The sequence below is a fragment of the Nonomuraea sp. JJY05 genome (assembly GCF_043496855.1).
Lineage (GTDB): Bacteria > Actinomycetota > Actinomycetes > Streptosporangiales > Streptosporangiaceae > Nonomuraea.
Genome location: NZ_JBIEIS010000007.1, coordinates 194,741 through 221,559 on the forward strand (window position 1 = coordinate 194,741; position 26,819 = coordinate 221,559).

A 26,819-nucleotide genomic window follows, 5' to 3' on the forward strand; every position below is an offset into this window, starting at 1 on the left:
TCCCGGGAGAGCCCGCCACTGCGCGCTCACCGGTACATGGGCCCAAAGACCCAGTGCCGTCGTCCTCCCGAAGGAGCCGCCGGTCCATACTTGCGCCCGATTCACAGTCGTCCGGCGGCCGTTGAAGATCAGAGCATGCGAAGACTCACCGCATTGTTGTTCGGACTCCTCTCGCCGCTCGTCTTACTCACGCCGGTCGCGGCCGCCACCACGCAGGCCGCGCCGCCACGGGACACGATCTCGTGGGCGCCGTGTCCGGAAGAGCCGGCCGTCGAATGCGGAACGCTCACCGTACCCATCGACTGGAACCAGCCGTCGAGCGGCACGTTCGAGGTGGGTGTGGCCCGCCGCAAGGCCACCGATCCCGCCGCCAGGATCGGCGCGCTCGTGCTGGGAGCGGGCGGCCCTGGAGGATCGGGGGTGGGGCTGGTCCTCGGCAGCCCGCGCAGGTTCAGTCCCGAGATCCTGCGCCGCTTCGACATCGTCGGTCTCGACCCGCGGGGCACCAACCGCAGCCACCCCGTGGTCTGCTCCACGGACGTGCTGACGCAGGCCCCGGATCCGCTCCTGAAGAGCCAGGCCGACTTCGACAGGATGCTGGCCTACAACGACCGTCTGCGTGCCGACTGCCGGGCCCGTACCGGTCCGCTCTTCGACCACGTCGACTCGCTCAGCACCGCGGCCGACCTCGACGCCTTCCGCGCCGCGCTCGGCGAGAAGAAGCTGACCTTCTGGGGCGGCTCCTACGGCACCCTCCTCGGCCAGCTGTACGCCGAGCGTTACCCGTCGCGGGTCCGCGCGTTCGTGCTCGACAGCACGATGGACCACAGCCTGGACACCCGGGGTTTCATGGACACGGAGACCTGGGGCGCGCAGGACGCCTTCGACGAGTTCGTGGCCTGGTGCGACCGCGACAGCCGCTGCGTCCAGCATGGCAAGGACGTCAGGTCGATCTGGAAGGGGCTGCTGGAGCGCGCCGACCGCGGCGAGCTGTCCGTCCCAGGAGAGCCGGACACCAAGGTGACCGCGTTCATGTTGATCAACAACGCCCTGGGCGCCTTCTACGATCCGGCCAACTGGCAGCCGCTCTCCCAGCTGCTCGCCGCCCTGGAGGCCGGTGAGACCCCGCGCCCGGGCGCGCTCCCCTTGACGATCGACCGGACGGAGGAGGTCAGCCCCAACCCGTTCCAGATCTTCTGCCTGGACTTCCGGCTGCCCGTACGCGACTACCGCGAGTTCAGCAAGCACCTGCGCCGCCTGGCGAAGATCGCGCCCGACATGCGTTACAGCCCGCTGGCGATCGGCCCGGTCATCTCGTGCCTCGGCCAACCTGACCCGATCCCCAACCCGCAGCACCGCCTGAAGGTGCGGACGAACACGCCGCTGTTGGTCCTCAACTCCCTGCACGACCCGGCCACCACCTACCCGTGGGCCCTGAGCACGGCCCACCAACTGGGCCGGTCGGGCCGGCTGCTCACGTACGAGGGCTGGGGCCACATCGTCTACGGGCGTGGAGCCTGCGCCACGGAGGCCGTCGACACCTACCTGATCTCGCAGACCCTCCCGGCGCCGGGGACCCGTTGCCCGGCCGTCCCGCCCACCGACGTCCAGACGCTCAGGGAACCCGTCACCCCGCTACCCGGCACACCGGGCTGGACGCCTTCCGGCCTCTTCAGATGATCTTCGGGTGATCTCTTGGTGAGGGGTGGCTCGTGCTCGTACGGGCCACCCCGCTGTCGGCTGTCAGGCAGAGCGGGCAAAGGCCGATGTGGAACCGCCTGCCACGACTGAGCGCTATGGGCCGGCCGGCCAGGCCATCGCCGAGGTCGCTCGCACCGCCACCAAGCCGATCGCCTGGTTCAAAGTCCGCAAGCCTCAGGGCTGACGGAAAGACGGCACCGGGCGGATGGAACTGCGTCCTACCACTATCCTTCCGGCGTGATCTCCGCGTTTCTCGGCACCGCCGAGGTTGTGTCCGGGCTGCTGCACTCGCCCGTACTGACCGAACGCTGGGAGCGGCCAAGCGCGCTGGCCCGGTTCCGGGTCAGCGGCCTGGCGGGGCACCTGGCTCGAGCGGTCTTCAACGTCGAGCGCTGGGTGGCCGAACCGCCGCAGGCGGACGGGGCGCCTATCGATGCGGTCGCATACTTCCTGGCCGGCACCGGGCCGGCGCCGGACCTGGACGATGCGGTGCCACGTCGGATCCGCGCGGCGGGCGAGCAGGAGGCAGCCGGTGGACCTGCCGCCTTGGCCGGGGAGTTCGACGCTGCCCGCAACCGGCTCACAACATTGCTGCCGACCCTGCCGACCGACCGGCCTGTCGGCGTGTTTTCCCATGTCCTCCCGCTCGACCAGTGCTTGCTGACCCGGCTCGTGGAACTCGTTGTCCACCTCGACGACCTGGCTGTCAGCCTGGAGGTGCCCACACCACCGGTGCCGGTCGAGGCCACCGACGCGGTCACCGACTGCTTGACCCGCATCGCGGTGGCTCGTCACGGTTTCCTGCCGGTGATACGCACCCTGTCCCGCCGCGAACGCGCCACCGATCCGATCGCAGCGTTCTGAAGCCCCCCGCTTCCGGAACTCCGGCGCGGAGCAAGAGACAGTTGCGGCCCGAAAGTGAGCAGCGCCCCAAGTGGACCTGCGCCCTCGCGGCTCACCCGCCGAGCACCGAGCTCCTCAGCCGCTTGCTGATCCTCCGCATAGCCGACGATCACACGCTGACAGCTCTCGGGTGGTTGAGAGCCCCCTGTGGGGAACAGCTGCTCAATTCGCCCGTGCCCCTATGGTCGACCGGTCGACGAACTGGCCCGGACGACAGGGCGGCCTTGGGCGACAGCGCGGCCGAAGGCCGCCCGAGGAAGAGCAGCCCGAGCGACAGCGAGGACCGCTCGGGGCGGGCTCCAGCGGGCCCAGCCGGTAGTCGGGCAACGGGTGGGTGGAGTTGCGTGACCTACAGCGTGGGGAGGAAGCCGACCTTGTCGCGGACCTCGGCCATGGTCTGCTTGGCCACCGCCGCGGCGCGCTCGGCCCCGATGGCGAGCAGGCGGTCGAGCTCGGCCTCGTCCGACAGCAGCTTCTCCGTGCGCTCCCTGATGGGCGTGAACGTGTCGGCCACCGCCTCCGCCACGTCCTTCTTGAACGTGCCGTAGCCCTGCCCCTCGTAGCGGGCTACGAGGTCGGGGATGGGGGTGCCGGTCAGGGCCGACTGGATGCGGAGGAGGTTGGAGATGCCCGGCTTGTTCTCCTCGTCGAAGAGCACTTCGGAGCCCGTGTCCGTGACCGCTCGCATGACCTTCTTGCGCAGCGGGCCGGGCTGCTCCAGGACGTCGAGGATGCCGGCGGGGCTCGAGGAGGACTTCGACATCTTCGCCGTGGGGTCCTGGAGGTCGGTGATCTTCTCGACCTCCTTGAGGATGTACGGCTCGGGCAGCGTGAACGTGTCGCCGAAGCGGTGGTTGAAGCGCTGGCCCAGGTCGCGGGTGAGCTCCAGGTGCTGCTTCTGGTCGGCGCCCACCGGGACCCGGTTGGCCTGGTAGAGCAGGATGTCGGCGGCCTGCAGGATCGGGTAGGTGAAGAGGCCGACGCTGGCCGCGCTCTCCCCGAACTTGGCCGACTTGTCCTTGAACTGGGTCATCCGGCCCGCCTCGCCCATGCCGGTGAGGCAGATCAGGATCCAGGCGAGCTCGGTGTGCTCGCGTACGTGCGACTGCACGAAGACGGTGGACCGCTCCGGGTCGAGGCCGGCGGCGAAGAGCTGGGCGGCGGCGATGCGAGTGCGGCGGCGCAGCGCGGCGGGCTCGGTCGGCACGGTGATCGCGTGGAGATCGACCACGCAGTAGAAGGCGTCGTGGGTCTCCTGCAGAGCGACCCACTGCCGGACGGCACCCAGGTAGTTGCCCAGGTGGAAGGAGTCCGCTGTGGGCTGGATGCCGGAGAGTACACGAGGTCTGGCCATAGAAAGCAATTGTGTCAGGAATCTTGCTCGGGCGGCGACTCGACCGCCGGGCCGCGTTTCACTCTCACCCTCGCGATACGGCGCCCGTCCAGCCCCGTGACAGTCATCTCAAATCCCGCTATTTCCACCTTTTCGCCGACAGCTGGCACATGCCCCAGCATCGCCATGACAAATCCGGCAAGCGTCTCATAGGGGCCGTCCGGCAGCCGGATGCCGGTCTCGGTGGCGAAGTCGTTGAGGTTCGTGAGGCCGTCGATCTCGATCTCGCCGGCGGGCAAAATCACGATGTCCTCCTCCTCGTCGTACTCGTCCCTGATGTCCCCGATCAGCTCCTCGACCAGGTCCTCCAAGGTCACGATGCCCGCCGTGCCACCGTACTCGTCCACCACGATGGCCAGGTGCTGCCCCTCGTCCCGCATCTCGTTCAAGGTGGTGAGCAGCCGCTTCGAGGCGGGCACGAACTTGGCCGCCCGGATCGGCACCACCGCGCCGATCGGCTCGGTCCGCCCGATGAGCTCGGGGTCCAGCAGGTCCCGTACGTGTACGAACCCGATGACCTCGTCGTAGGTCTCCCGATAGACGGGGAAGCGCGAGTGCGGCAGCCCCGCCGCGAGGCGGGCCGCCTCGTCCAGCGGCGTGTCGGCGTCCATGAACTCGACCTCGGTGCGCGGCAGCATCACCTCCCTGAGCTGCCGTTTCCCCGCCGCGAACACCTCGGCGATCAGGTGGCGCTCGTCGGCGGTGAGGTCGGTGTGCCCGACCACCATGTCACGCAGTTCCTCCGTGGTGACCTCCTCGCGGTCGGCCTCCGGATTGCCCCCGAGCAGCCGGACCACGAGGTCGGTGGACTTGGACAACATCCAGATGATCGGCCGCGACAGGGACGCGATCCGGTCGAGGAACGGCGCCACGTACAGCGACAGTCCCTCGGCCCGCTGCAGCGCCAGGCGCTTGGGCGCCAGCTCCCCGAGCACGAGCGACGCGTACGAGATCGCCAGCGTCACCAGCACGAGCCCGAGCACCGGGGCGACGGCCTGGGGCACCTGCCAGCGCTCCAGCACGGGCACGAGCTGCGCGGCCAGCCGGTCGGCGCCGAACGCGGCCGACAACATGGTGGCGACGGTGACGCCGATCTGCACGGCGGACAGGAAGCGGTTGGGGTCACGGGCGAGTTTGGCCACCCGCTCACCCCGGCGGCCCCGGTGGGAGAGCTTGCGGACCTGGCTTTCCCGGAGGGAGACCATGGCGATTTCGGCGGCGGCGAAGAACCCCCCGATCAGGATGAACACCAGAACCAGGGCGATGTTGGCCGCGAGGGTGTCAAACATGGTGGTTGGCAGCGTACTCGGCGGCTTCCGCGCGTATGCTGGGCAGCAAGCCGTACAAAATCCAACATATTTGCACAGGAGTACACATGAGACTATTGGTCACCGGGGGTGCCGGATACGTCGGCAGTGTCGTGGCGGCGCAGCTCATCGAGGCAGGGCACGAGGTGACCGTACTCGACGACCTGTCAACCGGGCATCAGGACGCAGTGCCGGAAGGTGCCCGATTTGTCCAAAAAAGCATCACCGAGGCACACGACGTGCTGGACGGCATGGACGCGGTGCTGCACTTCGCGGCCAAGTCGCTGGTGGGCGAGTCGGTGGAGAAGCCCGGGCTCTACTGGTCCCACAACCTCGGCGGCACGCTGGCCCTGCTCGACGCCATGCGGGACAAGGGGGTGAACAGGATCGTGTTCTCCTCGACCGCGGCCACGTACGGGGAGCCCGAGCGCTCCCCCATCGAGGAGGACGACCCCACGCGCCCGACCAACCCCTACGGCGCCTCCAAGCTGGCCGTCGACACCGCGCTGAGCGCCTTCGCGCAGATCCGCGGGCTGGGCGCGGTGAGCCTGCGCTACTTCAACGTGGCCGGCGCCTACGGCCGTTACCGCGAGCGGCACACGATCGAGACGCACCTCATCCCGAACGTCCTGAAGGTCGCGACCGGCGAGCGCGAGTCCGTGAGCGTCTTCGGCACCGACTACCCGACGCCCGACGGCACCTGCGTGCGCGACTACATCCACGTGTCGGACCTGTCGCGGGCGCATCTGCTGGCGCTGGAGGCCGTCACGCCGGACGAGCACAAGATCTACAACTTGGGCAGCGGCACCGGCTTCACCGTGCAGGAGGTGATCTCGGTCTGCCGCGAGGTCACCGGGCACGAGATCCCGGCCGTGGTCGCGGACCGGCGCCCCGGCGATCCCGCCGTGCTGGTCGCCTCGTCCGCCAAGATCCAGCGCGAGCTCGGCTGGAAGGCCGAACGACCTGCGCTGCGCGACATCGTTCGCGACGCGTGGGACGCGCTTTCCGCAAACGCGTGATACCGCACCGCAAAATGTGCTGTGATACCGAAATGTGAGGAACTTTTCACCAAGGGTCACGAAGCTGCTCTTCGGTGTCCTCATCGTGACGGGTAGTCTTCTGGCCGCCGCAGGCGTGATCTTCGCCACCCCGCCGGCCGTCCCCGCCGTGCAGCCCGTGCCCTGCCCGCCCTGACGCCCCCCGCCTCGCGCGGGGGGCCGGACGGGGCCGTCAGATGAGGCCGAGCTCCTTGACCGCGTCGCGCTCCTCCGCCAGCTCGCGCACGCTGGCGTCGATCCGGTCGCGGGAGAACGCGTCGATCTCGAGCCCCTGGATGATCTCGAACTTCCCGTTCGCCGCACGCACGGGGAACGACGAGATGAGCCCCTCGGGCACGCCGTAGGAGCCGTCGGAGACGACGGCCGCGGAGGTCCACTCGGTGCCGTTGACCCAGTCGTAGACGTGGTCGATCGCCGCGTTGGCGGCCGAGGCGGCCGAGGAGGCGCCACGGGCCTCGATGATGGCCGCGCCGCGCTTGGCCACCGTCGGGATGAACGTCTCGCGCAGCCACTCGCCGTCGACCTGCTCGGCCGCGATCTTGCCGCCCACCTCGGCGTGGAACAGGTCCGGGTACTGCGTCGCGGAGTGGTTGCCCCAGATCGTCATCTTCTTGATCTCGGTGACCGGGACCTGGAGCTTGGCGGCCAGCTGGGACAGCGCGCGGTTGTGGTCGAGCCTGGTCATCGCGGTGAAGCGGTCGGCGGGCACGTCGGGCGCGTTCTGCTGGGCGATGAGCGCGTTGGTGTTGGCCGGGTTGCCCACGACCAGGACCTTGATGTCGTCGGCGGCGTGGTCGTTGATCGCCTTGCCCTGAGGGCCGAAGATGCCGCCGTTGGCGCCGAGCAGGTCGCCGCGCTCCATGCCGGCCTTGCGCGGCATGGCGCCGACCAGCAGCGCGACGTTGGCCCCGGAGAAGGCGACGTTGGGGTCGTCGGTGATCTCGATGCCGGACAGCAGCGGGAACGCGCAGTCGTCGAGCTCCATCGCGGTGCCCTCGGCCGCCTTCACCGCCGCCGGGATCTCCAGCAGGCTGAGCTTGACCGGGACGTCGGCGCCGAGCAGCTGCCCCGAGGCGATGCGGAACAACAGTGCGTAGCCGATCTGACCGGCTGCTCCGGTGACGGTTACCTTGACGGGCCCGTTGGCTGACGACGCCATGGCCTTCCCCTCACTCGCAGGATATTGGTTGACTTTGGGATGCTACCTGCTCGTCATCCGCAGGTTTCCATCGCGGGCACCTTCAGCTCAGGAACGAAGTCGACCTTGGCGAAGTGCTTGCTCAGAAGCTGCTTCATGAAGCCCGTTCGATAGAGGTCGGCGATGACCGCCTTGACCGCCTTGCAGGTCTTCACGTCGCCGTTCCTGATGCCGACGGCGTACCGCTCGTTGTTGAGCTTGGCGCCGAGGACCTTGTAGCGCATGTTCTCGCGGGCGGCGAAGCCGGCCAGGATCAGGTCGTCGCCCGGGACAGCGTCCACCTTGCCGTCCCTGAGCAGCTGCATGCAGACGGCGTAGTCGCCGGCCGAGACCGGCTCGACCTTGACCTTCGTCTGCACCTCGCCGACGGACGGGCTGTCGGGCGCGCAGAGCTTCTTGCCCTCCAGGTCGTCCACGGAGTCGATGCCGCTGCCCGCGCGCACGAGGACGTCGTGGTGCGCCACGTAATAGGGCCCCGCGAACTGGGTCTCGGACTTGTCGACTGAGTAGGTGGCCACCACCAGGTCGACGCTGCCGTCGGCCAGCGCGTCGGCCCGGTCGCCCCTGCTGACCTTGACGAGCGCGGCGTCCTTGGCCCCTAACTCGGCGGCGATGCGCTTGGCGAACTCGATGTCGAAGCCCTGGAAGTCGTGGCCGTTCTGCAGCGCGATGCCGGGCAGGTCGCCCTTGACGCCGATCACGATCTTTCCGGTCTGCGCCACCTTGTCGACCACAGTGGCGAACGCGGTCGAGGGCGCCTTCTGCTCGGCCGTCTTCGTGGGCTCGGACCCCTCGCTGAACGTGATCGACCAGCCGCCGTTCATCGCGAGCGCGATGGCGGCGGAGGCGAGCAGGACGACGGCGGTGCCCACCGCGATCCACACCCTCGCTCGGCGCGACCGCCCGGGCAGGGAGGGCTCGGTCATCGGGTACGGCGCCCCGCCGCCCTCGGGCTGCCCCGTCGCGGGAGAACCCGTCACAGACGAGACCGTCGCGGGGGGTGCCGGAGCGGGCGGTGTCGTAGCGGGCGGTGCGGACGCGGAGGGTGCCGACGCGGAGGGCGCCGACGCGGAGGGCGCCGACGCGGAGGGCGCCGACGCGGAGGCTGCCGTGGTGGAGTGCGGCCGGGGCAGGTCCGTGATCGACCCCGCCGACACCCTGCTGAACGGCGTCGTGTCGTCGCTGGCCACCTGCACGCCCCGGGTGAGCACCGCCGTGGACGCCCCCACCGTGGACGGCTGCCCGAGCAGCCGCAGCAGGATCTGGTCGGCGGACGGCCGGTCGGCCGGGGATTTGGACAGCGCGGAGCGCACCACGCCGCGCAGCGGCTCCGGCATCATGCCGACGTCGACCTCGTGGTTGAGGATCCGGTTGAGCACCACGGCGATGGACTTGCCCTCGAACGCGGGCTTCCCCGTGGCCGCGAACGCGATGGTGGCACCCCAGGAGAACACGTCCGTATAGGGCCCGACGTCGTCGCCCGCGATCTGCTCGGGCGCCATGTAGGCGGGCGTGCCAATGGCCCGGCTGGTGATCGTGCCGGTGGAGTCGATGATCCGGGCGATGCCGAAGTCCACCACGCGCGGCCCGTCTGCGGCGATCAGCACGTTGTCGGGCTTGAAGTCCCGGTGGACGATCGAGGCGTGGTGGATCGCGGTGAGCGCGGTCGCCGTGCCGATGGCCAGCCGGTCGAGCACCGTGCCGGTGAGCGGCCCGTCGGTCTCGATGATGTCCCTGAGCGCCCGGCCGTCGATGTATTCGCTGGCGATGTACGGCGTGTTGCCGTCGAGATCGGCCTCCATCACCCTGGCGGTGCAGAACGACGCCACCCGCTGCGCCGCCTTCAACTCCCTGGCGAACCGCGACCTGGCGATCGTGTCACCGGTGAACTTGACGTGCAGCAGCTTGATCGCCGCCTGCTCCCCGCTGTCGCTGACGCCCAGGTAAACGATGCCCTGACCGCCTTCCCCGATCCGTCCGGACAGCCGGAAGGACCCCAGCTGTGTGGGATCGCCGGCGACCAACGGCGAGATTTGCGGCATTCGTCATCCCCACGTGTGCTAACCCCAACGACGCAAACTTTACGACGTTCAGCAACTCCTCAGGGATCCGTTAACCGTTCGTGACGTCACGGTTTTACCCGGAGTGGAGTTGCGCGCGGGGGCCGTCGCGGGGAGGCTCGGGATCATGGACCGCCCCTACGACATCGTACTTTTCGGAGCGAGCGGCTTCACCGGCGCGCTCACGGCCGCCTACCTCGCGCAGGCTGCCGGACCCGGCACGCGGTGGGCGCTGGCCGGACGCGACCGCGCCAAGCTGGAGCGGCTCGGGCTCGACGTACCGATCCTGCTCGCCGACGCCACGGACCCCGCCTCGGTGGCCGCGCTCGCCCGCCAGACGCGCGTCCTGGCCACGACGGTCGGCCCTTACGTGGCGTACGGCGAGCCGCTGGTGGCCGCGTGCGCCGAGGCCGGCACCCATTACCTGGACCTGACGGGCGAGCCCGAGTTCGTGGACCTGGTCTACGTGCGCCACCACGACCGGGCGGCCAGGAGCGGCGCCAAGCTCGTGCACGCCTGCGGCTTCGACTCCATCCCGTACGACCTGGGCGTGCTCCACACCGTCAGCCACCTCCCCGAGGGCGTGCCGCTCAGGGTGAGCGGCTTCCTGCGGGCGAGGATGACCCCGTCGGGCGGCACCCTGGCCACGATGATGTCCATCCTCGGCCGCGCCCGCCAGACGGTCCGGCAGGGCACGCAGCGCCGCTCCGCCGAGCCCCGGCCCGCCGGCCGCAGGGTGAGCTCGCTGCCCGGCGGAGTCCGCTACGTGGGCGGCTGGGCACTCCCGATGCCGAGCCTCGACCCGTTCGTCGTCGGCTACTCGGCCCGCCTCCTCGACCGCTACGGCCCCGACTTCACCTACCGCCAGCACTACGCCGTCCGCACCCTTCCCGAGGCCCTGGCCACCGTGACGGCCGCCGGCGCCTTCGCCGCGCTCGCCCAGATCCCGCCCGTGCGCGGCTGGATCCAGGACCGGCTGAAGCCCGGCGACGGCCCGTCGGCCGAGCGCCGCGCCCGGAACTGGTTCAAGGTCACGTTCCTGGGCGAGGGCGGGGGCGAGCGCGTGGTCACGGAGGTCGCGGGCGGGGACCCGGGCTACGGCGCGACGGCCGCGATGTTCGCGGAGTCGGCCCTCTGCCTCGCCTTCGACGACCTCCCGGACCGCGCCGGCCAGCTCACGACCGCGTCGGCCATGGGCCGGCCACTCATCGACCGCCTGCGCGCCGCGGACATCTCGTTTGTCAGGAAGCTTTGATGCGGCAGGCGCCGCTTCCGTCGAGGATCACCGATCGGAGCGTGAGACCGGCCGCGCGCACCCCCACCGCTCGTCCAGGTGACCCCGGCGACGAGCACCGCGATCCCGGCCAGGAGCCAGCGTCCGTAGGCGAACCGGCGCACCATGCCCGTCCGCGGATCCAGGCGCGCCCAGACTTCATCGGAAATCACTCGAGCCCCTATTTTGGCGATTCCGCATTCTGCTACTTTTCCGCGCGGCGAAAGACGACTGTTGTTGCCGACCGTTTTCCTGGTGTTCCTGTTACTGGTGACACCGATGGCCGCCGCGGCCGCCAACTCACCGCTGCACCGTGTGGACGCGGACCGATTCGGACACCGCCAAATGCTGGACATCACCGCGTTCAACGGCCCTCACGTCCTGCGATATCTACAGGTGACGCGGCGATACCGGTGGATGGGGATCAGCGCGGGACTGGCCACGGGAGTTTTCAGCGCAACGTCCGGCTCAATGATTCTGGCTCCTTACTCCGTGCTGGTCGGCCGGCTCCTGGGAGTCATGGCCGGTGAAATCGCATCCGGCCGCCCGCGGGGCCCAATTCGGCGCGCGCCGGGAATACGGCTCGCCCCGCCGCCGCTCGCCGCGACCTGGCTGATCTGCGCTGCCGCGGGGCTCATGACCATGACGAGCCGGCGTACGGACAGCCTGCCCGGGCACACCACGTCGGCCTCGTTCACCGTCTGGTCACCCAAGGGCAAGGTGGCGGTTCACGTTGCCCGACAACCTGGCGGACAGCGCCATGCCGTCGCCGTCCGGGCGCACGACCGCCACGCTCGCCCGCGAGGTCACGCCCGACGGCGTCGCCGGGCACGGCATCGTGCTCACCGACACGTCGACCGGCCGGCCGGCCACGAGTATCCTGCGCTGGGACGGCGAGGACGCCGTCGTCGTACGGACCTCCGGTCCCCGTGCCGAGACGGCGTACCACGTCGTGGACCTCGCCACCGGGGCGGCGCCGCAGCTCGACGTACGCATGAGTAACGTGGCCGACCGGCTCTGCGGCCCGCCGAGCTCGGAGTGGCCCTCGGGAAGGCCCGTCAGTAGGGCAGACCCCACTTGACGAAGGACTTGCGCAGGTACGGGTTCTTGAACTTCGGGTACGCCACGGTCCGCACGTCCCCGTCCGAGGTGTAGCGCATGTCCGGATTGTTCTTGAGCCAGTCCAGCCACGCCTCCGAGCAGAACTGCTTGCAGTCGCCCTTCTTCTCCATGACCTTGATCCGCGGGATCCCCTGCGGCTCGAACGCCTTGCTGAACGGCGCCGGCGCGGGCGTGTAACCGGCCAGGAACGCGCCCTGGTGCTTGTAGCCCTTGCCGTGCATGGCCCATTCCTTGTTGCTCGGCTGGTTGCCGTAGGGCAGGGCGATCGTGGTGGGGTGGACCCCGGACAGCGAGTCGATCTGCTGGGCGATCGTGCTGATCTGCTCGTCGACCTCCTTGTGCGAGCGTCCGCGCAGGTTGATGTGGTCGCGGGTGTGGTTGCCGATCTCGAAGCCGTTCTCCTTGAGCCAGCCCAGCATCTGGGCCTGCTCCTCGCGGACGGTCTTGCCGAACATGTCGCGGGTCACGTAGAAGGTGGCCTTCGCCGGGAAGCCCGGGTGCTTGGCCGCCACGTCCTTGAGTATGGCGACGGCGGTGTTCGGGGCGGGGACGCCCACCTCGTTGAGCGTGAGCTGCGACGGCGACGAGTCATCAAATGTCAGCACCACCGGGTGCTTGCCCGCCGGAACGTCGATCTTTCCGGCCACCATCTCGGCGGCCGTGATCGGCACGTACCCCTCCCTGGCCAGCCGCTCCAGATCCGCGCGGAACTGCTGCGGCGACCTGTCGTCCGTCGTGGCCGGCTTGTCGATCACCCGGTGGAACATCAGCACCGGGATCTGCCCCAGCTCGTTCGCCTTGACCTGGGCGGCGAGCTTGGTCCTGGCCGCCTGGCTCGCCTTCAGCCTGGCGGCGGCGTCGGCCTTGGTGTCGGCCAGCTTGACGGTGCTGGGCTGCGAGTCGCAGCCGGTCAGGAGGACGGCGGCGGCCAACAGCCCCACTCCACTGAAAATACGCAGTCGCATCCGAACCCCCCGAGACGCGTACGACTGTTACGAGGTGGCTCTTACCCAGCTGATCAACTGCGCCACGCCGCGTCACCGTCAAGAGATGGTCTGGGAAGCGGGAAAGCGAAAGGGCCGCCCGCGGGCGGCCCTTTAAGCTGAAACGGTCAAACGGCCATCTTCTTCTTGAGGTTCTCGTCAAGTGCGGCCAGGAAGTCCTGGGTGGTGAGCCACTTGGCGTCGCCGCCGACCAGGAGCGCCAGGTCCTTGGTCATCTGGCCGCCCTCGACGGTCTCGATGCAGACCTCCTCCAGCTTGGAGGCGAAGTCGGTCACGGCGGGGGTGTTGTCCAGCTTGCCCCGGTGGGCCAGGCCGCGCGTCCACGCGAAGATCGAGGCGATGGGGTTGGTGGAGGTGGGGTTGCCCTTCTGGTGCTCGCGGTAGTGGCGAGTCACGGTGCCGTGCGCGGCCTCGGCCTCGACGGTCCTGCCGTCGGGGGTCATCAGGACCGAGGTCATCAGGCCGAGCGAGCCGAAGCCCTGGGCCACAGTGTCGGACTGCACGTCGCCGTCGTAGTTCTTGGCGGCCCAGACGTAGCCGCCCTCCCACTTCAGCGCCGCGGCGACCATGTCGTCGATGAGGCGGTGCTCGTACGTGAGCCCGGCCTTCTCGAAGTCGGCCTTGAACTCGCTCTCGTAGACCTCGGCGAAGATGTCCTTGAAGCGGCCGTCGTACGCCTTGAGGATCGTGTTCTTCGTCGACAGGTAGACCGGGTAGTTGCGGGCCAGGCCGTAGCGCATCGACGCGCGGGCGAAGTCACGGATCGACTCGTCCAGGTTGTACATCGCCAGGGCGACGCCGCTGCTGGGGAAGTCGTACACGTCGAGCTCGATCGGCTCGGAGCCGTCCTTCGGCGTGTACGTCAGGGTCAGCGTGCCCTCGCCGGGGATCTTCAGGTCGGTGGCGCGGTACTGGTCACCGAACGCGTGACGGCCGACGACGATCGGCTTGGTCCAGCCGGGGACGAGGCGCGGCACGTTCGACATGATGATCGGCTCGCGGAAGATCACGCCGCCGAGGATGTTGCGGATGGTCCCGTTGGGGGACTTCCACATCTTCTTGAGACCGAACTCCTCGACCCGCGCCTCGTCCGGGGTGATGGTGGCGCATTTCACACCGACGCCGTACTTCTTGATGGCGTTCGCGGCGTCGATGGTGACCTGGTCGTCCGTCTCGTCCCGGTACTGGATGCCGAGGTCGTAGTACTTGAGGTCGACGTCGAGGTAGGGAAGGATCAGCTGGTCCTTGATGAACTGCCAGATGATCCGGGTCATCTCGTCGCCGTCAAGCTCGACGACCGGACCCTCCACCTTGATCTTGGGCATGCGAATGGTTCCCCTTCAATGTTTTGATGCGTTGAGGCTATCGGACCGTCCGGTCATCAGGCGAAAAGGGACAGTATCAACGCTTTGAGCTCGTTGTTGTAGAGCAGGAGCGAGGTCAGGACCAGCACGAACCCGAACCCGGCCAGCGTGATGACGTCGACCTTCTTGCTGCGGATGGACAGCTGCCCACCGTAACCGGCGAAGCGGAGGGCGGCGGCGATCATGATGACGGCGCCCAGCGTGAACCCGCCCCAGCGCGGGTTCACGAAAAAGATCACGAGCACGCCGATGACCGCACCCGCCAGAATCAGCGGGTACGGCCCCCAGCTCTCACGCTCAGTCCCGGTGCTCAACGTTCTTCTAGTGGCTTCCACTTCTGATCGGTCTCACCGATGTACTCACTGTCGGGCCGGATCAGCCTATTGTCTGCGTGCTGCTCTATGACATGGGCAGTCCAGCCAGACATACGGCTGATCGAGAAGACCGGCGTGAACAGGTCCGTCGGGATCCCGAGATAGTGATAGACCGAAGCCGCGTAGAAGTCGACGTTGGGGTAGAGGCCCTTCGTCTCGAAGACGACCTCCTCCATCTCCTTGGACATCCGGTAGTAGGTGTCGTCGCCACCGGCCTCGGCCAGCTCGGCGGACATCTTGCGCAGATGGGTCGCGCGCGGGTCCTCCGTCTTGTAGACGCGGTGACCGAATCCCATGATCTTCTCGTGGGCCGCCAGCTTGTCGCGTACGACCTGGGCCACCTGGCCCGGCGGGATCGACTCCAGCAGCTTCATGACCTGCTCGTTCGCTCCGCCGTGCAGCGGGCCCTTGAGGGTGCCGATGGCGGCGACGATCGCGGAGTGCATGTCCGAGAGGGTCGCGGCGCAGACGCGGGCGGCGAACGTGGAGGCGTTCATGGTGTGGTCGGCGTGCAGCACCAGGCACTCGTCGAAGATCTCGACCGCGCGGGGGTCGGGGACGCGGCCGGTGACCTCGTGCAGGAAGTTCGCGGCGATGCTGAGCGACGGGTCCGGCTCGGGAACGCTCCCGCCAGTGCGGGCGGCGTGGTAGCGGGCGACGAGCAGCGGCTGCTGCGCGGTCAGCCGCGCCGCCTTGCGCAGGTTGGCGTCGGGGGCGATGGAGTCCTTGTCCGCGTCGTCCGCGCCGGACAGCGACACCAGGCTGCGCAGCGCCTCCATCGGTTTCTGTTTCTCGGCGATCTCGGCGATGTTCGCGGAAGCCAGGGCGCCCAGCTCCCGGCCCTGCGCCAGCTCGTCGACGTACGCGTCGAGCTCGGACCGGTTGGGCAACTTGCCACGCTGGAGCAGGTGTGCGGTCTCCTCGAACGTCGCGCGGCCGGCCAGGTCGTGGATGTCGTATCCACGGTAGAAGAGCCGACCGGCCTTTCCGTCAATGTCGCTCAGCGCTGTGGACGCGGCAACGACATCGGCCAGACCTTTCGTGGGCTTGTCCGCCATGAGTGTTTCCTCCGCTTATCTTCGTCCGAAGTCTACCCGTGAGCAGGCAAAACCGGCCTCAAAGGTCCAGACCAATTTCACGCCGGATTCTCCTTTCGGCAAAGGCGATTCCGCATCCCCTCGTTTGGGTAAGCCGGAGCTGTAGTAATAGTTACGGCGGGCTACCTGGGGAGGAACTGCCGTGGAGGGGCCGTTCATACGCATCGAGGACACTGGCGAGGTGGTCCCGTTGCGCCCCGAGATCACGACGGTCGGGAGGGGACGTGGGGTCGACATCCGGCTCACCGATCCCAGCGTGTCTCGACTCCATGCCGAGTTCGTCAGACGAGGACCCTACCTGTATGTCGTCGACCTGGGGCTGTCCAGGAACGGCACGCGGGTGAACGGCAGGCCGATCGCCCGGAGGGTCCTTGACGACGGCGACGTCGTCTCCTTCGGCGCGGCGCGGGGTCGCATCGGTGGAGTCCCCCGTGAGGACTTCACCCCCGAGGTCGAGCTGCGCAGGGCGGCGGCGCCCGAGCTGACCAGGCGCGAGGTCGACGTGCTGACCTCGCTCTGCAGGCCGGCGCTGTCGGACGAGGCGTTCGTCGCCCCGGCGACCGCTCGCGAGATCGCCGACGACCTGGTCGTGACCGAGGCCGCGGTCAAGCAGCATCTGCTGCGGCTCTACCAGAAGTTCAGGATCCCCGAGGGCACCAACCGGCGCACGCGCCTGGCCAATGAGGTCGTCGCGCTCGGTCTGGTCCGTCCGACCCCCGTGGTGCCACCGCAGCGGTCGACGGGTGCCCCGGCCGAGCAGCCGTCGGCGGCTGGGCGAAGGGCTTCTTGACGACGGTTCTCAGGGCCTGATCGCGACCGGGGCTTCGGCGAGGGGTTCCGGCAGCGTCGGAACCCGAGCGTCAGCGTGCCCGCGACCCACGGGAAACGGGCACGTCGCCGGCCAGGAAGCCGGCCGGCGACAGGTGCCGGCGAAGCATGCTCTCAGATCACCCTGAAGCCGTTGCTCGGCTTGCTGGTCCGGTTGGCCCGGTCCACCGCGACCACGTAGTAGTGGTCGCCGCGCTTGCCGTCGGGGTCCGTCCAGCGGACCTGGCGGTCGCCGGGCACGACCGCGACCAGGTTGCGGGCGTCGGCGAAGTCGCGCGAGGACGCGTGCCCGCCGAAGCGGAAGATCGCGAACTGGAAGGGCTCGTCCCTGCCGGTGGCCACCGCGCGCACCTCGACCCCGCCGGGCTTGCGCAGCGCGTAGGCCAGGACCGGCCGGCGCGGCGGCTCGCCGTTGGCCAGCCGGGGCAGCACGGGAGCCAGCGCGGGCCGCTGGTAGTGGTCGTTGACGGCGGTCGTGATGGAGCCGATCCGGTCGACCTTGACGTCGTTGGCGTTGTACCAGATGTCGCCGCTGATCTCGGGGTGCTCCCGGTTGAGCGTCAGGTGGGCGGACAGCTCGCCGGGAGCCTGCCACTGGGCCGCCTGGGCCGGGTCGCCCGCCTTGTAGGCGGCCTGGCCGATCCACAGCAGCGTGTTGGTGCCGCTCGCCACGTCGGACCACCAGGGCACGAGCTTGGAGTAGTCGGCCGGCGGCTGCCCCATGTACCAGTAGAGCTGGGGCGCGATGTAGTCGAGCCAGCCCTTCTTGACCCAGCCGCGGGTGTCGGCGTGCAGGTTGTCGTACGACTGGCCGCCGTTGGTGTCCGAGCCGAGCGGGTCGGAGGCCTTGTTGCGCCAGATGCCGGACGGGCTGATCCCCCACGCGATCTCCGGCTTGGCCGCCAGGACGCGCTGCTGCATCTCCTGGACCATCAGGTCGACGTTGTTGCGCCGCCAGGTGGCCAGGTCGGGGAAGCCGGCGCCGTACTTGGCGAACGCGGCGCCGTCGTCGAAAGCCGTGGTGTTGGTGGGGTAGAAGTAGTCGTCGAAGTGCAGGCCGTCGATGTCGTAGCGGGTGACCGCGTCCATCATCGCGTCCTGGCAGAACTTCCGTACCTCCGGCAGGCCCGGGTTGTAGTACAGCTTGCCGCCGAACGGCAGGACCCAGTCGGGGTGCTTGCGCCCGGGGTGGTCGGGGTGCAGCTTGGCGGGGTCGGGCTGCATCGAGACGCGGTAGGGGTTGAACCAGGCGTGGAAGGCCAGGCCGCGCTTGTGCGTCTCCTCCACGGCGAAGCCGAGTGGATCATAGCCGGGGTCCTGACCTTGGGTTCCGGTCAGATACTGTGACCAGGGCTCGAACGGTGACGGCCAGAACGCGTCCGCGGTCGGCCTGATCTGCACGAACACCGAGTTGAGCTTGCGCTGCACGGCCACGTCCAGCCAGGCGACGAACTCGGCCTTCTGCTCGTCGGCGGTCAGCCCTGGCTTCGACGGCCAGTTGATGTTGACGACCGAGGCGATCCACATACCGCGCATCTGACGCAACGGCGGCACGTAGTCCTGCGCCAAGGCAGGCATCGGAACGGCGGAAGCGGCGGCGGCGAGGGCGAGGCCCTTCAAGAGAGTCCGTCTGCTCGGCATGGGGGGGTGGCCTCTCGGAAAGTGGTTGTATCGAAGGCGACGATGACAGAAAATTACCTTCAGATCAACAACCGTGAAGGAAAGTGCCGATGAGCGGTGAGCTGTCCAGACTGGCGATGACAGTGTTGCACCCAGGGTACGAGGGGACCTCGGTCCCCGACTGGCTGCGCCGCGCGCTGGGCGAGGGTCTGGGCGGGATCGTGCTGTTCGCCCGTAATGTCATAGATGCGCAGCTCGTACGGCATTTGCGGGCCGAGAACCCGGACACCGTCGTCGCGATCGACGAGGAGGGCGGCGCGGTCACCCGGCTCGAGGTCCTGACCGGCAGCTCCTTCCCCGGCAACCGGGCCCTCGGCGTGGTGGACGACGTGACGCTCACCGAGCGGGTGGGCCGCCAGATCGGCCGGATGCTCGGCGAGCTGGACATTACGCTCAACTACGCGCCCGACGCCGACGTGAACTCCAACCCGGCCAACCCGGTCATCGGCATCCGCTCCTTCGGTCCCACGCCCGACCTGGTCTCCCGGCACACGGTCGCGTACGTGAACGGCGTCCAGGGCGCGGGCGTGGCCACGTGCGCCAAGCACTTCCCCGGCCACGGCGACACCGTCACCGACTCCCACCTGGCGCTGCCCACCGTGCACGCCTCACGCGAGGTGCTCTTCGAGCGCGACCTGCCGCCGTTCCGGGCCGCGATCGCCGCCGGGGTGCGCTCGATCATGTCGGGCCACCTGCTCGTCCCCACTCTCGATCCGTCGATGCCGGCGACGCTGAGCCGTACCGCCATGACCGAGCTCCTGAGGGGCGAGCTCGGTTTCGACGGGATGCTCGTCACCGACGCGATCGAGATGCAGGCGGTGGCCGCCATGTTCACGCCGGGCGAGATCGCGGTGCGGGCCCTGGGCGCCGGCGTGGACGCCATCTGCGTGGGGCTGGCCACCGAGGAGAGCCTGCACGCGATGCGCGACACGATCGTGGCCGCCGTACGCGCCGGGGAGCTGCCCGAGGAGCGGCTCGCGGAGGCGGCCGCGCGGGTGCTCGCGCTCTCCCAGTGGTACGGGGCGCACGCCGCGCTGCGCGACAAGGCCCGGGGCGACGTGGACGAGGGCGTGGGCCTGGAGGCGGCCAGGGCGGCGCTGACCACGTCCGGCACCGCCCGGCTCGACCGGGCTCCGCTGGTGGTCGAGGTCAACACCCGCTTCAGCAAGGCCGTGGACCCCTCGACGCCGACCGGCATCACGGCGGCGCTCGCCTCCCTGCTGCCGAACACGGCCCGGCTGCAGCTCGAACCCATGGGCGATCTGCCGGACCTGGCGTCCGACGGGCGGCCGGTCGTGCTGGTGGTGCACGACGCCGCCCGCTACGACTGGGTGCGTTCGACGGTGGCCAAGGCGCTGGCGGTGCGGCCCGACGTGATCGTGGTGGACACCGGCGTGCCGGCGCCGCCCGGCGGGGCCGTCCACGTGGCCACCCACGGCATCTCCCGCGTGTCCGCGCAGGCGGCGGCAGAATGGCTGACCCAGTGACCGCCGAGCCCGCGAACCCGGTCGCCGCCGTACGCGCCGTGCTGCCCTCCCTCACCCCGGCGGCGCAGTCCATCGCCCGCATCATCCTGGACGACCCCGGGCTGGTGGTGCGCAGCACGATCACCGAGTTCAGCGCGGTCTCCGGGACGAGCGAGGCCACCATCGTGCGCACGGCCCGGGCCCTCGGGTTCGCGGGATACTCCCAGATGCGCTTCGCCCTGGCGGCGGCCGTGGCCAAAGAGCCGGAGCGGCTGGTCCCCGGCGACCTCGGGCCCGACGACCCGCTGACGGACGTGATCGCCAAGGTTGCCCGGGCCGAGTCGGAGGCGCTGGCCGACACCGCCGCGCAGCTCGACCCCGACCAGCTGGGCGACGTGGTGAAGGCCATCTCGGTGGCACGGCGGGTGGACGTATACGGGGTGGCGGCCTCGGGGCTGGTGGCGGCGGACATGTCGCAGAAGCTGCTGCGGATCGGGGTGTCCAGCCATCCGTTCAGCGACGCGCACCTGGCGCTGACCAGCGCGGCGCTGCTGCGGGAAGGCGACGTGGTGGTGGCGATCAGCTGCAGCGGCGAGACGCCCGACGTGCTGGTGCCCGCCCGCACCGCGGCCGACACCGGGGCGCTGGTCGTGGGCATCACCAACAATCCGCGGTCGTCGCTGGCGGAGTTGGCCGATCACACGCTCGTGTCGGCGGGGCGGGAGACGGCGTTCCGGCCCGGGGCGCTGGCCAGCCGGATCAGCCAGTTGCTGATCGTGGACTGCATCTTCGTGGGGCTGGCGCAGCGGACGTACGACACGGCCGACGCGGCCATCCGCGCCACCCGCAACGCCACGGACCGCTACCGCAACCGCTGACCCACCGCCCCGAAGCAACCACCGCCGTTGGTCGCTGTCCCTTGAGGGAAAGGGGTACGCAGATGCGACCGCCGCCGTTGGTCGCTGTCCCTTAAGGGAAGGGATGCGCCAATGCGAGCGCCGCCGTTGGTCACTGTCCCTTAAGGGACAGTGATGCGCCGATGCGAGCGCCGCCGTTGGTTGCCGTCCCCGGGGAAAGGGGCGTGCTCGTGCGGCCGTCGTTGATGATGATGGCCGTCCCTTAGAGAGGGGCGACGGTCAGGCGCGGGCGACCGACAGGGCGGCCAGGTCGGCCTCGATCTTGGCGGCCGTGGCCAGCAAGGGCGGCAGGAGGTCGCGGCGGGCCGCCTGCAGGGTCGTGCGGCTGGCGTGGGTCGAGACGTTCACGGCGGCCACCGTCCGCCCCGAGCGGTCGCGGATCGGCGCGGCGATCGAGCGCAACCCCTCCTCCAGCTCCTGGTCCACCATCGCCCAGCCCCGCCCGCGCACCTCGGCCAGCTCGGCCCGCAGGGCGGCGGGCAGCACGATCGTGTGCGAGGTGAGGCGGCGCAACGAGGCCCGCTCCAGGTACGCCTCCAGCTCGGCCGGCGGGAGGGCGGCCAGCAGGACCCGCCCCATCGACGTGCAGTACGCGGGGAACCGGGTCCCGATGCTGATCGTCACGCGCATGATCCGGGCCGTCGCCACCCGCGCCACGTAGACGACGTCCTCCCCGTCCAACACCGCCACCGAGGCCGACTCGTGCACCTCGGCCGCCAGGCGTTCCAGGTGCGGGTCGGCGACCTCGGGCAGCGACAGGCTCGACAGGTACGCGTACCCCAGCTCCAGCACCCGGGGCGTGAGCGAGAACAGCCGCCCGTCGCTGCGCACGTACCCCAGGTCCTCGAGCGTGAGCAGGAACCGCCTGGCCGCGGCCCTGCTGAGGCCGGTCGCGCGGGCCACCTGGCTGAGCGTCAGCTCAGGGTCGACGGCGCTGAAAGCCCGGATCACCGCGAGCCCCCGGGCCAGCGACTGCACATGATCGACCATCGTGATCCCCTTGACATGGGCTCGCAAGAGCGTAAGTTCCGCGATACGGGGTTGTTCGGTCAGAGAATATATGTGCGCATCGCGAACAAATAGGAGCAGCCGTGCGTCGCGCTCTCATCGTCCTCGCCGCCTTGTTCACGGCCGCCTGCGGCGGCACCCAGCCCGCCACCTCGCCCGGCCAGGCCAAGCAGGGGGGCAAGGTCGACGCCGGAGTGATCGCGATCGTCGACACCGCTCCGATCCACCTGGGCAAGGCCAAGGGCTTCTTCACCGAGCAGAACATCGACCTCACGATCACCCCGGTCCAGGGCGGCGCCGCCGCCGTCTCGGGGGCGGTGAGCGGGCAGTTCCAGTTCGCGTTCGCGAACACGACCTCACTGCTGACCGCCAAGCAGCAGGGCCTCGACGTCAAGGTGGTCGCCAACGGCGTCTCCTCCACCGGACAGCAGGGCAAGGACTTCAGCGCGGTGCTGGTCAAGCAGGACAGCCCGATCAGGACGGCCAAGGACCTGGCGGGCAGGAAGATCTCCGTCAACCAGCTCAAGAACATCGGCGACACGACCGTACGCGCCTCCGTGCGCAACGCGGGAGGGGACCCGACCGGCATCGAGTTCGTGGAGCTGCCCTTCCCGGACGCGCCCGCCGCGCTGCAGAGCAGCCGGGTGGACGCGATCTGGGTGGTCGAGCCGTTCGTCAGCCAGGCCATCAGCCAGGGAGCGCGCCCCGTGGCCTGGAACTTCGCCGACGCCGCCCCCGACCTCACCGTCGCCATGTACTTCACCACGGGCCGCACCGACGCCGACCTGACCAGGCGGTTCACGGCGGCGATGCGCAAGTCGCTGGAGTACGCGGACGCGCATCCGGACGAGGTCAGAGAGGTGCTGAAGACGTACACCAAGATCGCGCCCGAGGGGATCGCGAAGATCAACCTGCCGAAGTGGCCGGTCGAGGTCAACAAGGCCTCCGTGCAGACCGTGGCCGACCTGGCGCTGGCCGACGGGGTGCTCAAGCAGAAGGTCGACGTCTCGGCGCTGGTGCCGTGACCGGCCCGCTGAACCGGCTCGGGTACGGGCTCGCCGGGCTCGGCGGGCTGCTCGTGCTGACGGAGGCCGTGCCGCGGCTGGGCCTGGTCGACGAGCGGTTCCTGCCGCCCGCCTCGCGCATCCTGGGCACGCTCGCCGCCGAGCTGGCCACGCCCGAGCTGTGGATCGCGCTCGGCGAGACCATGCTCGGCTGGGTGCTGGGGCTGGCGCCGGCGTTCTGCGCGGCGGTGGTGGCCGGGGTGGTCATCGGGATCGTGCCGGGCCTGCGCGCGATGACGAGCTCCACGGTCGAGTTCCTGCGCCCGATCCCGTCGGTCGCGCTGGTGCCGCTGGCGACGCTGCTGTTCGGGCCGTCGCTGGGCTCGACGCTCCTGCTCGTGGTGTACGCGTCGTTCTGGCAGGTGCTCATCCAGGTCCTGTACGGCGTCGCGGCCGTGGACTCCGTGGCCTACGACACCGCCCGGTCGTACGGGCTGTCGGCCTGGTCGAGGGTCAGGCACCTGGTGTGGCCGACGGCGCTGCCGTACGTCATGACCGGGCTCAGGCTGGCGGCGGCGGTGGCGTTCATCCTGGCGGTGACGGCCGAGCTGGTGATCGGCAGCCCCGGGCTGGGCGCCGAGATCCAGGTGGCGCAGAGCAGCGGGGCCGTGCCGACCGTGTACGCGCTGATCATGCTGGCCGGGCTGGTCGGCATCGGGGTGAACGCGGCCGTGCGGCTGCTGGAGCGCCGGGTGCTGGCCTGGCATCCGAGCGTCCGGTCGGAAGTGGCCGCATGACGCGGGTCGTCAGGCTGCTCGCCCTGCCGGCGGCGCTGGTGCTGGTCTGGTGGGCGGTCAGCGGCAGCTCGTTCTACCTGCCGAACCCCGGCCTGGTCGGGCAGGCGTTCGCGGAGACCTGGTTCTCCGAGCGGGTGGTCGAGGACGTGCTGCCGAGCGTGGGACGGCTGCTGGCGGGCTATGTGGTGGCGGGGCTGCTGGGCGTGGGTCTCGGCGTGCCGATCGGGCTGTCGCCGCGGCTGCGTGCCACCCTCGAACCGGTGCTGGAGTTCTTCCGGGCCATCCCGCCGCCGGTGCTGGTGCCGCTGATCATGCTGCTGGCCGGGATCGACACCCCCATGAAGGTGCTGGTCATCGTCTCGGGCTGCCTGTGGCCGATCCTGCTGAACACCGTGGAGGGCGTACGGGCCCTGGACGAGGTGCTCGCCGACACCTGCCGCATGTACGGCGTACGCGGAACCTCCAGATTGCGGCGGTTCGTGCTGCGTGGCGCCAGCCCGCAGATCATGACCGGGCTCCGGCAGGCGCTGTCCATCGGGATCATCCTCATGGTCATCAGCGAGATGTTCGCCAGCTCCAGCGGGTTGGGGTTCACGATCCTGGTGTTCCAGCGGCAGTTCCAGATCGCCGAGATGTGGAGCGGGATCCTGCTGCTCGGGCTGATCGGCCTGACGCTGTCCGTCCTCTTCCGCCGCGTGGAGCGGCGGGTCCTGGCCTGGTACTACGGCAGTGGAGCCGCCCGTGCTTGAGATCTCCTCGTTGAGCAAGGTCTACGAGAGCCCCGGCCGCACCGTCGAGGCGATCCGCTCGATCACCTTCGGCGTCGGAGCGGGCGAGCTGGTGTGCGTGGTGGGGCCGTCGGGGTGCGGCAAGACCACGCTGCTGAGGTGCGTCGCCGGGCTGCTGCCGGCCAGCGGGGGCGAGGTGCGGGTGGACGACGTGCTCGTGACCGGGCCGCCGCCGCGGATGGCCGTGGTGTTCCAGGAGTACGGGCGCAGCCTGTTCCCCTGGATGACCGTGCGCGAGAACGTCGAGCTGCCGCTGAAGGAGAAGAAGGTGCCCGCCGCACAGCGGCACGAGCTGGTCGCCGGCTCCTTGGACGCGGTCGGTCTCGGCGACGCCGCCGACGCCCATCCGTGGCAGCTGTCCGGCGGCATGCAGCAGCGGGTGGCCATCGCCAGGGCGGTGGCGTACCAGCCGCAGGTGCTGCTGATGGACGAGCCGTTCGCCGCCGTGGACGCCCAGACCCGGGCGGACCTGGAGGACCTGATCCTGCGGCTGTGGCGTGAGTTGGAGGTGACCACGCTGTTCGTCACCCACGACATCGACGAGGCCGTTTACCTGGGGCAACGCGTGATCGTGCTGTCCTGCTCGCCGACCGTGGTCCTGGAGGACCTGAAGGTGGATCTGCCGTCCGAACGCGATCAGCTGACGACCCGTTCGCTCCCCCGCTTCGGCGAGTTGCGCGGGCACGTCTACCGGCAGATCCAGCGGGCCAGGGACCGGCGATGACGACCGTCCGCGACGCCGCGTTCGACGTGCTCAGGCGGTACGGGCTGACCACGGTCTTCGGCAACCCCGGCTCCACCGAGGTGACCCTGCTGACCGGGCTCCCGGACGACCTGCGTTTCGTGCTCGCGCTCCACGAGGGGTCCGTGGTGGGGATGGCCACGGGGTGGGCGATCGGCCACGAGGCGCCCGCGCTGGCCGTGCTGCACACCACGGCCGGGCTGGGGAACGCGGTCGGGGCCATCGCCACCGCCCGGGTGAACCGGGTGCCGCTGGTGATCCTGGTCGGCCAGCAGGACCGGCGGCATCTGGCGCTGGAGCCGTTCCTGACCGGGCACCTGAGCGGGCTGGCCGGGGACTACCCGGTGCGGGTGGACCAGCCGGTGCGGGCGCAGGACGTGCCCGGAGCGCTGGCCCGGGCCTTTCACGAGGCGACCACCTTCCGCGGGCCCGCGCTGGTCGTGGTGCCGATGGACGACTGGGAGGCGCCCTTTTCGGGGGAGACGGTGGCGGCGCCCGCGCGGATGGTGCGACCCGCCGGGGTCTCGGACGACGACCTCGCGCCGCTGGTGGAACTGCTGTCGGGGGCCCGGTCGCCGGCGATCGTCGCGGGCGCGGGGGCCGGGTGGGACCCGCTGGTCGCGCTGGCCGAGCGGCTCGGGTGTCCCGTGTTCCAGGAGTCGTTCGGGGGGCGGGCCGGGTTCCCGCAGGATCATCCGCAGTACGCGGGAGTGCTGCCCGCCGACCGGTCCCGGCTGCGGGAGACGCTGGCGGGGCACGACGTGGTGCTCGCGGTGGGGGCTCCCGTCTTCCGGCAGTACCCGTACGCGCCCGGTCCCCTGGTGGCGCCGGGGACGTCGGTCGCGGTGGTCACGGACGACCCGGCCGAGGCCCATCGCAGCCCGGCCGACCTGGCCTACCTCGCCTCGCCGCCGGCCGTCTGCGCCCGGCTGGCCGCGCTGCTTCCCTCGCCCTCGGCCGTCCGCGCCCGGCTGGCCGCGCTGCTTCCCTCGCCCTCGGCCGTCTGCGCCCGGCTGGCCACGCCGCTTCCCTCATCGTCACCGGCCGCGAGGCGGGCCCCCGCGCCGGACATTCCCGAACTACCGGCCGAGGGACGGGCCCCCACGGCGGACGTCCCCGAACCGCCCGCCACGGGACGGGCTCCCACGGCGGACGTTCCCGAACTGCCGGCCGCGGGGCGGCCGTTGCGGGCGGCGCACGTGCTGCGCGAGCTGGCGCTGCGGCTGCCCGCCGACACCGTGCTCATCGAGGAGACCCCTTCCTCCCGCCCCGACCTGCACCGGCTCGTGCCTGCCAGGACCCCGCTCGGTTTCCTGTCGGCGGCCATGGGCGGGCTGGGGTTCGCCCTGCCGGCCGCGGTGGGCCTGCGGATGGCGCTCCCCGACCGGCCGGTGATCGCGGTCGTGGGCGACGGGTCGGCCCTCTACGGCGTGCACGCCCTCTGGAGCGCCACGCACTACCGGGTGGGCGCGCTGTTCGTCGTGCTCTCCAACGGCCGGTACGCGATCATGGACCGGCTGGCCGACAAGCAGGGCGGCAAGGCGCCGTGGCCGCCGTTCACCGAGGTGGACATGGGCGGCCTGGCCAGGTCCTTGGGCTGCCCCGCCAGGCGGGTGGACTCGTACGACGAGCTGACGGCGGCGCTCGACGAGGTGCTGCCGTCGCTCGCGTCCCGCGAGGAGCCCCTGCTGCTCGACGTGACCGTGACCGTGGATCCGGACTTCCAGCCTTAGGA

The 26,819-nt window shown here is 70.0% G+C and carries 23 protein-coding genes; 13 read left to right on the top strand and 10 right to left on the bottom strand.

From position 1 onward, the window contains the following. Positions 1-135 precede the first annotated feature (135 nt). Positions 136-1,680 (top strand): alpha/beta hydrolase, encoded by a 1,545-nt coding sequence (locus tag ACFKCF_RS12355; RefSeq protein ID WP_394493140.1) that lies wholly within the window; start codon positions 136-138, stop codon positions 1,678-1,680. Between the two features lie 258 nt (positions 1,681-1,938). Next, positions 1,939-2,565, top strand: coding sequence for a maleylpyruvate isomerase N-terminal domain-containing protein (locus ACFKCF_RS12360; protein ID WP_394493141.1), 627 nt, complete (start codon positions 1,939-1,941; stop codon positions 2,563-2,565). Between the two features lie 388 nt (positions 2,566-2,953). Here the strand turns inward: ACFKCF_RS12360 and trpS are convergent, their stop codons facing one another. Together trpS and ACFKCF_RS12370 are read right to left on the bottom strand one after the other, a co-directional pair. Next, complete coding sequence (gene trpS, locus ACFKCF_RS12365; RefSeq protein WP_394493142.1) at positions 2,954-3,958, bottom strand: tryptophan--tRNA ligase; 1,005 nt, start codon at positions 3,956-3,958, stop codon at positions 2,954-2,956. Between the two features lie 14 nt (positions 3,959-3,972). Beyond that, positions 3,973-5,286 carry a hemolysin family protein gene (locus tag ACFKCF_RS12370; RefSeq protein WP_394493143.1) on the bottom strand — a complete coding sequence of 438 codons (1,314 nt, stop codon included), beginning with the start codon at positions 5,284-5,286 and terminating at the stop codon, positions 3,973-3,975. 86 nt (positions 5,287-5,372) lie between these two features. On the opposite strand from ACFKCF_RS12370, the gene galE reads away from it, so the two are divergent. Continuing rightward, positions 5,373-6,323, top strand: a complete 951-nt coding sequence (galE, locus tag ACFKCF_RS12375) for a UDP-glucose 4-epimerase GalE (RefSeq protein WP_394493144.1) — start codon at positions 5,373-5,375, stop codon at positions 6,321-6,323. 211 nt (positions 6,324-6,534) lie between these two features. On the opposite strand, the gene ACFKCF_RS12380 is transcribed toward galE, so the two are convergent. Beyond that, positions 6,535-7,521 (bottom strand): malate dehydrogenase, encoded by a 987-nt coding sequence (locus tag ACFKCF_RS12380; protein ID WP_394493145.1) that lies wholly within the window; start codon positions 7,519-7,521, stop codon positions 6,535-6,537. Between the two features lie 53 nt (positions 7,522-7,574). Then, positions 7,575-9,602 carry a serine/threonine-protein kinase gene (locus tag ACFKCF_RS12385; protein ID WP_394493146.1) on the bottom strand — a complete coding sequence of 676 codons (2,028 nt, stop codon included), beginning with the start codon at positions 9,600-9,602 and terminating at the stop codon, positions 7,575-7,577. A 145-nt stretch (positions 9,603-9,747) separates the two neighbouring features. Between ACFKCF_RS12385 and ACFKCF_RS12390 the strand changes: the two genes are divergently transcribed. Further along, complete coding sequence (locus tag ACFKCF_RS12390) at positions 9,748-10,875, top strand: saccharopine dehydrogenase family protein (RefSeq protein ID WP_394493147.1); 1,128 nt, start codon at positions 9,748-9,750, stop codon at positions 10,873-10,875. A 751-nt stretch (positions 10,876-11,626) separates the two neighbouring features. After that, the gene (locus ACFKCF_RS12395; protein ID WP_394493148.1) at positions 11,627-11,974 is read left to right on the top strand and encodes a hypothetical protein; all 348 of its coding nucleotides are present in this window, start codon (positions 11,627-11,629) and stop codon (positions 11,972-11,974) included. Here the strand turns inward: ACFKCF_RS12395 and ACFKCF_RS12400 are convergent. The 4 genes from ACFKCF_RS12400 to ACFKCF_RS12415 all read right to left on the bottom strand — a co-directional run bounded on the left by ACFKCF_RS12400 (position 11,952) and on the right by ACFKCF_RS12415 (position 15,815). Continuing rightward, positions 11,952-12,956: a polysaccharide deacetylase family protein gene (locus tag ACFKCF_RS12400; protein WP_394493149.1), complete on the bottom strand. Its 1,005-nt coding sequence runs from the start codon at positions 12,954-12,956 to the stop codon at positions 11,952-11,954. The genes ACFKCF_RS12395 and ACFKCF_RS12400 overlap by 23 nt on opposite strands. Positions 12,957-13,126: 170 nt before the next feature. Then, positions 13,127-14,344 carry an NADP-dependent isocitrate dehydrogenase gene (locus tag ACFKCF_RS12405; RefSeq protein ID WP_394493150.1) on the bottom strand — a complete coding sequence of 406 codons (1,218 nt, stop codon included), beginning with the start codon at positions 14,342-14,344 and terminating at the stop codon, positions 13,127-13,129. A gap of 56 nt (positions 14,345-14,400) precedes the next feature. Continuing rightward, a complete protein-coding gene (locus tag ACFKCF_RS12410; protein WP_394493151.1) occupies positions 14,401-14,697 on the bottom strand; it encodes a DUF3017 domain-containing protein in 297 nt (98 codons plus the stop codon). Beyond that, the gene (locus ACFKCF_RS12415; RefSeq protein ID WP_394493152.1) at positions 14,694-15,815 is read right to left on the bottom strand and encodes a citrate/2-methylcitrate synthase; all 1,122 of its coding nucleotides are present in this window, start codon (positions 15,813-15,815) and stop codon (positions 14,694-14,696) included. Before ACFKCF_RS12415 ends, ACFKCF_RS12410 begins: the two co-directional genes overlap by 4 nt. A 181-nt stretch (positions 15,816-15,996) precedes the next feature. Here ACFKCF_RS12415 and ACFKCF_RS12420 point away from each other — a divergent pair, with 181 nt between their 5' ends. Beyond that, positions 15,997-16,644, top strand: coding sequence for an FHA domain-containing protein (locus ACFKCF_RS12420; protein ID WP_355378381.1), 648 nt, complete (start codon positions 15,997-15,999; stop codon positions 16,642-16,644). 152 nt (positions 16,645-16,796) lie between these two features. Here the strand turns inward: ACFKCF_RS12420 and ACFKCF_RS12425 are convergent, their stop codons facing one another. Next, on the bottom strand, positions 16,797-18,260 hold the full coding sequence (locus ACFKCF_RS12425; protein WP_394493153.1) for a glycoside hydrolase family 10 protein: 1,464 nt from the start codon (positions 18,258-18,260) through the stop codon (positions 16,797-16,799). 152 nt (positions 18,261-18,412) lie between these two features. Between ACFKCF_RS12425 and ACFKCF_RS12430 the strand changes: the two genes are divergently transcribed. Next, positions 18,413-19,849 carry a glycoside hydrolase family 3 protein gene (locus tag ACFKCF_RS12430; protein ID WP_394493154.1) on the top strand — a complete coding sequence of 479 codons (1,437 nt, stop codon included), beginning with the start codon at positions 18,413-18,415 and terminating at the stop codon, positions 19,847-19,849. Next, entirely contained in the window at positions 19,834-20,706 is an 873-nt protein-coding gene (locus ACFKCF_RS12435) for a MurR/RpiR family transcriptional regulator (protein ID WP_394493155.1), read from the top strand. Before ACFKCF_RS12430 ends, ACFKCF_RS12435 begins: the two co-directional genes overlap by 16 nt. 258 nt (positions 20,707-20,964) lie before the next feature. Here ACFKCF_RS12435 and ACFKCF_RS12440 read toward each other — a convergent pair whose 3' ends face one another. Beyond that, on the bottom strand, positions 20,965-21,735 hold the full coding sequence (locus ACFKCF_RS12440; RefSeq protein WP_394493156.1) for an IclR family transcriptional regulator C-terminal domain-containing protein: 771 nt from the start codon (positions 21,733-21,735) through the stop codon (positions 20,965-20,967). A 101-nt stretch (positions 21,736-21,836) separates the two neighbouring features. On the opposite strand from ACFKCF_RS12440, the gene ACFKCF_RS12445 reads away from it, so the two are divergent. The 5 genes from ACFKCF_RS12445 to ACFKCF_RS12465 are packed head-to-tail and all read left to right on the top strand — an operon-like array spanning position 21,837 to position 26,817. Continuing rightward, positions 21,837-22,778, top strand: a complete 942-nt coding sequence (locus ACFKCF_RS12445) for an ABC transporter substrate-binding protein (protein ID WP_394493157.1) — start codon at positions 21,837-21,839, stop codon at positions 22,776-22,778. Further along, positions 22,775-23,554, top strand: a complete 780-nt coding sequence (locus tag ACFKCF_RS12450) for an ABC transporter permease (RefSeq protein WP_394493158.1) — start codon at positions 22,775-22,777, stop codon at positions 23,552-23,554. Before ACFKCF_RS12445 ends, ACFKCF_RS12450 begins: the two co-directional genes overlap by 4 nt. Beyond that, a complete protein-coding gene (locus ACFKCF_RS12455; protein WP_394493159.1) occupies positions 23,551-24,303 on the top strand; it encodes an ABC transporter permease in 753 nt (250 codons plus the stop codon). Before ACFKCF_RS12450 ends, ACFKCF_RS12455 begins: the two co-directional genes overlap by 4 nt. Continuing rightward, on the top strand, positions 24,296-25,066 hold the full coding sequence (locus tag ACFKCF_RS12460) for an ABC transporter ATP-binding protein (protein ID WP_394493160.1): 771 nt from the start codon (positions 24,296-24,298) through the stop codon (positions 25,064-25,066). Before ACFKCF_RS12455 ends, ACFKCF_RS12460 begins: the two co-directional genes overlap by 8 nt. After that, positions 25,063-26,817 carry a thiamine pyrophosphate-dependent enzyme gene (locus ACFKCF_RS12465; RefSeq protein WP_394493161.1) on the top strand — a complete coding sequence of 585 codons (1,755 nt, stop codon included), beginning with the start codon at positions 25,063-25,065 and terminating at the stop codon, positions 26,815-26,817. The genes ACFKCF_RS12460 and ACFKCF_RS12465 overlap by 4 nt, the downstream gene beginning before the upstream one ends. The last annotated feature ends 2 nt before the right edge of the window (positions 26,818-26,819 follow it).

Bases quoted from the DNA above. Each gene is read 5' to 3' on its own strand.
- ACFKCF_RS12355 (WP_394493140.1), top strand. From the start codon at position 136: ATGCGAAGACTCACCGCATTGTTGTTCGGACTCCTCTCGCCGCTCGTC.
- trpS (WP_394493142.1), bottom strand. From the start codon at position 3,958: ATGGCCAGACCTCGTGTACTCTCCGGCATCCAGCCCACAGCGGACTCC.
- ACFKCF_RS12370 (WP_394493143.1), bottom strand. From the start codon at position 5,286: ATGTTTGACACCCTCGCGGCCAACATCGCCCTGGTTCTGGTGTTCATC.
- galE (WP_394493144.1), top strand. From the start codon at position 5,373: ATGAGACTATTGGTCACCGGGGGTGCCGGATACGTCGGCAGTGTCGTG.
- ACFKCF_RS12380 (WP_394493145.1), bottom strand. From the start codon at position 7,521: ATGGCGTCGTCAGCCAACGGGCCCGTCAAGGTAACCGTCACCGGAGCA.
- ACFKCF_RS12385 (WP_394493146.1), bottom strand. From the start codon at position 9,602: ATGCCGCAAATCTCGCCGTTGGTCGCCGGCGATCCCACACAGCTGGGG.
- ACFKCF_RS12390 (WP_394493147.1), top strand. From the start codon at position 9,748: ATGGACCGCCCCTACGACATCGTACTTTTCGGAGCGAGCGGCTTCACC.
- ACFKCF_RS12405 (WP_394493150.1), bottom strand. From the start codon at position 14,344: ATGCCCAAGATCAAGGTGGAGGGTCCGGTCGTCGAGCTTGACGGCGAC.
- ACFKCF_RS12415 (WP_394493152.1), bottom strand. From the start codon at position 15,815: ATGGCGGACAAGCCCACGAAAGGTCTGGCCGATGTCGTTGCCGCGTCC.
- ACFKCF_RS12425 (WP_394493153.1), bottom strand. From the start codon at position 18,260: ATGCCTGCCTTGGCGCAGGACTACGTGCCGCCGTTGCGTCAGATGCGC.
- ACFKCF_RS12430 (WP_394493154.1), top strand. From the start codon at position 18,413: ATGAGCGGTGAGCTGTCCAGACTGGCGATGACAGTGTTGCACCCAGGG.
- ACFKCF_RS12435 (WP_394493155.1), top strand. From the start codon at position 19,834: ATGGCTGACCCAGTGACCGCCGAGCCCGCGAACCCGGTCGCCGCCGTA.
- ACFKCF_RS12440 (WP_394493156.1), bottom strand. From the start codon at position 21,735: ATGGTCGATCATGTGCAGTCGCTGGCCCGGGGGCTCGCGGTGATCCGG.
- ACFKCF_RS12455 (WP_394493159.1), top strand. From the start codon at position 23,551: ATGACGCGGGTCGTCAGGCTGCTCGCCCTGCCGGCGGCGCTGGTGCTG.
- ACFKCF_RS12465 (WP_394493161.1), top strand. From the start codon at position 25,063: ATGACGACCGTCCGCGACGCCGCGTTCGACGTGCTCAGGCGGTACGGG.